The following is an 892-nucleotide window of genomic DNA, read 5'->3' on the forward strand; positions in this document are numbered from 1 at the left end:
TGTGATGGGTTTCGGATGCTGGCGCTCCACGCGTTGGCCTGGCTCGGGCCGGCGTCCGAAAGCCTCCAGTGAAAGAACCCGCGGGATGGAAAGCGCGGTTGCCGGTCTATGGGGATTTGTCGTTTTCGTTGGGTGGTGTTCGGCCGAAGTGCGGCTGAGGGGTGGTAATGATCATGGTGAGGTCGGAGCGAACTTCGCCGGTGCCGCGCATGCTGCGGCCTGGTGGTTCCGGCGAGGTCGATTTGGTGTGTTTAGTTGCGACGTTCGACGCGGGCGGACGAAGTTATCCTTCCGGGGACGATGAGGTTCCTGGGCAGGAATGGTGCGTGACGGGCGGGTCGCGGTCATGGCGTTTGGGGCCTTGTTGTTGAGGCGGCGGATGGCGGTGCTTGGGCGTGGTTGTCGCGCTCGAAGGTCTCGATGATGATCATGCGCCCGCCGCAGCACGGACAGGGCGGCCGCCAGTCTGGTGGGGCAGCAGTATCGGCATCATCGGATCGGCCGATTTCAGGCTGGGGCGCGGCGAGAAGCACGCGGGCGCGGGCGACATTTGCCGCGCGGCCGGCGCTGGCAAGCAGTCCATAGTGTCGGATGCGATGGAAGCCCATGGGCAGCACGTGAAGCAGGAAGCGGCGAATGAATTCATCTGGATCGAGCGTCATGGCCCGATAACGCTCGTCACCGCTGCGACGGTAGTCCTTGTAGCGGAACGTCACACCAGAGCCATCGAGCGCGATCAGCCGGCTGTTGGAGATGGCGACGCGATGGGTGTAGCGCGACAGATACGCCAGAACGGCCTCGGGTCCGGCGAAGGGTGGCTTGGCGTAGACGAACCAGTTCTTTTTTCTGAGCGGCACCAGGAATTTAACAAAGGAGCTGCGCTCGCTTAAGC

General features: G+C 63.2%; 1 protein-coding gene. It reads right to left on the reverse strand.

All coding sequences use genetic code 11. The annotated features are described in order from the left end of the window. Window positions 1-344: 344 nt before the first annotated feature. Window positions 345-892, reverse strand: a 548-nt coding sequence (locus C6558_RS38780; RefSeq protein WP_199197126.1) for a transposase, incomplete at its 5' end; no start/stop codon positions are given.

The sequence above is a fragment of the Ensifer sp. NM-2 genome (genome assembly GCF_003024455.1).
Lineage (GTDB): Bacteria > Pseudomonadota > Alphaproteobacteria > Rhizobiales > Rhizobiaceae > Ensifer > Ensifer canadensis.